The organism is Bradyrhizobium sp. 17 (genome assembly GCF_023073515.1).
Taxonomy (GTDB): domain Bacteria; phylum Pseudomonadota; class Alphaproteobacteria; order Rhizobiales; family Xanthobacteraceae; genus Bradyrhizobium; species Bradyrhizobium canariense_D.
In genome coordinates this window covers 1-3,392 of record NZ_JADPJQ010000053.1, presented here as the reverse complement: position 1 = coordinate 3,392, position 3,392 = coordinate 1, and the positions used below count along the sequence as shown (strand labels likewise).

Genomic DNA, 3,392 nt, shown 5'->3' with positions numbered 1-3,392 from the left:
AAATTCTTCTTGCCGGTAAAGGTCTTTTCGTCCTGCTCAAGCCGAAGCTCTCCTTCGGTGATATGGCAGATCATGGCATTCATCATCGGGGGCCCCATGGTCTTCGATCCCGGCTGCATGATGATGTCGCGCATTGAGACGGTCTTAAAACCCGGGATCAGCGATGGTGTCTCGCTATCATACTCACGCACCACCACACCTGGCCACGGAGTTGTGCCCTTGTAGCCCGTAGTTTGAGCGGCGGCGGGCTTTATCATGGCCGCCGAAGCCGCTGCCAACCCGAATGTCAATGCAGACCTTCGATCGATCTTGCTCATCGCTTTTCTCCCTGGATTACTGCAACAAGCCGCCGCAAAAGCTGCGCGCGTGTGGAATGTGAAATCGTGGTGAGAAACCGAAAAGGGGGGCGGTCTCTTAGGGTAGCGTACCTGCCGACAGCGCTAGTACTGCTCGTTCGTCCTGAACGGTGACTTCGGCACATCCCGCTTCAAGGGCAACCACATTCTACGAGAACCGACGCGCCCTAGAAATGGGTGTTTCGCCCAAGAGGCATAATGCCTCAGTTTGCTTAGGCCTGAAGTTCGGACCCGGCGTCAGCAACTTCACACTGCGAACAAGTGAATACGCAAGTCAGTGTCACTGACTGGTCCTGTGGCGGGTCGCAGTAAGTGTGCGGCCACGACCTATTGGCGTCGAGTGCGGAGGCGATGATGCTGCTCCCGTAAGACCGCCCGGAGTTAGCCCATCAGCGAAGTGGCAGCACGCTTCAGTTTTATCGGACAAAGGGCAAGGGTCCGATGGCATCAGTGCAACCCGGAAATGAAATAGCTCCAAGCGGTGGCCGGTATTATACTGGTACTACTGGAAGTGCTGTTTCAAGCGTTCGTGGAAAGATTGCTACGACCAGTCTGGGAGGAACATCTGATGACGACTATGTTTGTTAGACACACGGTTTCCGACTACAAGACCTGGCGGAAGGTTTACGACGATTTTGCTCCGGTTCAGAAGGCGAAGGGCGTAACAGCCGAGACTGTCTATCGAGCAGTCGAAAATCCCAATGACATCACAGTAACTCACGAGTTTGCCACGATTGAAGCTGCGCAAGCCTTCCCGGAGAGTGCTGAATTGAAGAATGCCATGCAGAATGCGGGAGTGGCGAAAGCTCCAACGATTTGGTTTACCAACAAGGCGTGAAGTATCGATCCTGGCCAAGTGCCGGGATTTTTTTACTGTGGTGGTATCATGTCGCCTGTTGGCCCATTGAGACATGCTGGGGCGGTCTGACGAGATCCGTTCACAGGGGTAGACCACTAGAGAACGGCACGCGACCAAAGTGACGCGATTGACCCTGGCTGTGTAAAAATGCAAAAGATCGAAACGCGACGAGAATGACATTCTGGCTTTGCGGGCCCGTCGCCCTAGAATTGCGGCGATCAGGATGGGCGAAATGCAGTATGTTTGCGACGCGCCGAAGGGTAAGACCTGGTTCCGTATCGAGACGGAGGGTGAAGCCGCGCAAGAGTCGCGCCTGATGCGCCACACAGTCGAGAAATATTTCTGCCGCGAGCGAGAGAAGGCAGTCCAATCCTGGCGTCCGGAGCAGCCCAACGCGATCGAGCGCGACATCGGCCTCGAGGCCCATGTACAGCGAGAGATGCCGCTTTTCCTCACGTTGGGTGACAGGGAGGGTAATCCACTGGCTACAGCGATGCTGCCACCGGGTGGCAAGGATCGCGGCGGGTTCCGGATCATCATCGTTGCCGCATGCAATGCCGATCCTTATCCTGAGCAGGATGCGGCCATCGCTGCGCTAGGAGCGCATTTCGGTCTCACACTCGATCGCCACCGCTGCTTCCCCTACGGCCGCTAAGGAGCCTGACAAGTATCGCTGCTTGGAGCGAAGTCGGCTCATGTCCCGTTGCGGACCTGCGCCGGCCTGCTACCTAATGGCAGCTTCTGACCGAAGGCGGCTATCGCATGGTCTCTATTTCTGCGAAACGGCTCTGGATTCACCTCTCGCTCCGCCGGACGAGACGATGGCGCTTTCCCGGAACGGCGCACGGGTAGGCTGGGGCGCCGACAATTCCTGGCAATACATCCGATCGATCTTGCGCTGCATGAGCGCATAGCAGTCGCATACAACGCGCTCGAGCCGCACCCGGTCGATCTCGATAAACCCGCGCCGGTCGGAGGGGACGGCGCCGGCCGCGCGCAGCTTGCTCATCGTCAGAGTCACTGTCGTCCGCCGCACCCCAAGCAATTGCGCAAGCGCCTCCTGCGTCACCGGAAGGAGGTCATCGGGAACGCGGTCGTGAAGCTGCAGAAGCCACCGCGCCATGCGGCCATCCACCCGGTGCAGCGCGTTGCAAGCGGCTACGTGCTGGAGTTGCAATAACACCGCGCGGGCGTGGAGCTGAACGACATTCCTGATGGCCGCGCTTTGTGCATAGGCATCCCGAAATTTGGCGGCGGAAATCAATGATGCTGTGCCAGCGATGCGTGCAATCGCGGTCACGGATGAAAGCGATGGGCCGAGTACGGAGAAAGAGGCCAAAGCGCCTTCCCGTCCCATCAAGGTGGTTGCGACCGTTTGCCCGTCCGGCATATCGAGCATGAAGGCGATTGCGCCGCTATGGGGAAAATAGACCGGGTCCATCTCATCGCCCGAGCGCACCAGAACCGCATCTGGCTCAAACGAGATCTTCTGGAAGTAGGGCGTGAGCAAGCTGAGATCCGCTGGAGGCAGCGCTGCCAGTAGCCGATTCCCGATGCCAGTGCGGTTGACGGTCCCGATGCTTTCTTGTGAAAGAGCCCCCACTGAACGGCCGCGTCCATCTATTTCATTCACTAGGATTATCCGAATTATGAGTTGCCGAAAGGCAACTATCCAAACAGAGCCATTAGTCGAGATCAAGCACGGACATTTGCGGAGACGCTGCCGGCGTCTCGCCGCGCAAGCAGGATCTTGCATACATCATACTATTCACGCCCGTTGTGCGACTCGGCGAGCGGGGCCCTGCGGGATGATCAACGGGTGATGGTTCCGGCAGCGCCCGCTCTTGGCTTCCTAGCTGACGTCTTCGGCGGTGTGGGGCGTGCACGTCTTTTGGCCCGGCGCTTCCGTTGACACGGTGCAATTATCCGTCGGTTGATTGGGGTAAAGCCGGAAGTTTGCCGCCGTCCGCCAGAGCGACGCTTTTGCCCTCAACGGACATGCGGGCGTTGTCCGTCAGGAGGCCACAGGCCAGCACGCTTAGGTTGCTCTGCCGAAAGTGCGGACATAACGCGGCCAGCTGCTTAATGAGTATACAGCCTAGCACTGCTTTGGCAGATTGTTGATTTTGCCGCGATTTATAGGATTCCCGAATCAATTGTTCAATGATTCATGGGTG

The 3,392-nt window shown here is 57.7% G+C and carries 4 protein-coding genes; 2 read left to right on the top strand and 2 right to left on the bottom strand.

Annotated elements, in window-relative coordinates; all coding sequences use genetic code 11:
- A partial coding sequence (locus IVB13_RS09345) for a hypothetical protein (protein ID WP_247488544.1) occupies window positions 1–317 on the bottom strand: 317 nt, incomplete at its 3' end.
- 607 nt (window positions 318–924) lie between these two features.
- On the opposite strand from IVB13_RS09345, the gene IVB13_RS09340 reads away from it, so the two are divergent.
- Window positions 925–1,194, top strand: a complete 270-nt coding sequence (locus tag IVB13_RS09340; protein WP_247488542.1) for a cyclase — start codon at window positions 925–927, stop codon at window positions 1,192–1,194.
- A gap of 244 nt (window positions 1,195–1,438) precedes the next feature.
- Window positions 1,439–1,870: a hypothetical protein gene (locus tag IVB13_RS09335; RefSeq protein ID WP_247488540.1), complete on the top strand. Its 432-nt coding sequence runs from the start codon at window positions 1,439–1,441 to the stop codon at window positions 1,868–1,870.
- Between the two features lie 114 nt (window positions 1,871–1,984).
- Here IVB13_RS09335 and IVB13_RS09330 read toward each other — a convergent pair whose 3' ends face one another.
- Complete coding sequence (locus IVB13_RS09330) at window positions 1,985–2,818, bottom strand: Crp/Fnr family transcriptional regulator (RefSeq protein ID WP_247488550.1); 834 nt, start codon at window positions 2,816–2,818, stop codon at window positions 1,985–1,987.
- Window positions 2,819–3,392: the final 574 nt, after the last annotated feature.

Bases quoted from the DNA above. Each gene is read 5' to 3' on its own strand.
- IVB13_RS09340 (WP_247488542.1), top strand. From the start codon at position 925: ATGACGACTATGTTTGTTAGACACACGGTTTCCGACTACAAGACCTGG.
- IVB13_RS09335 (WP_247488540.1), top strand. From the start codon at position 1,439: ATGGGCGAAATGCAGTATGTTTGCGACGCGCCGAAGGGTAAGACCTGG.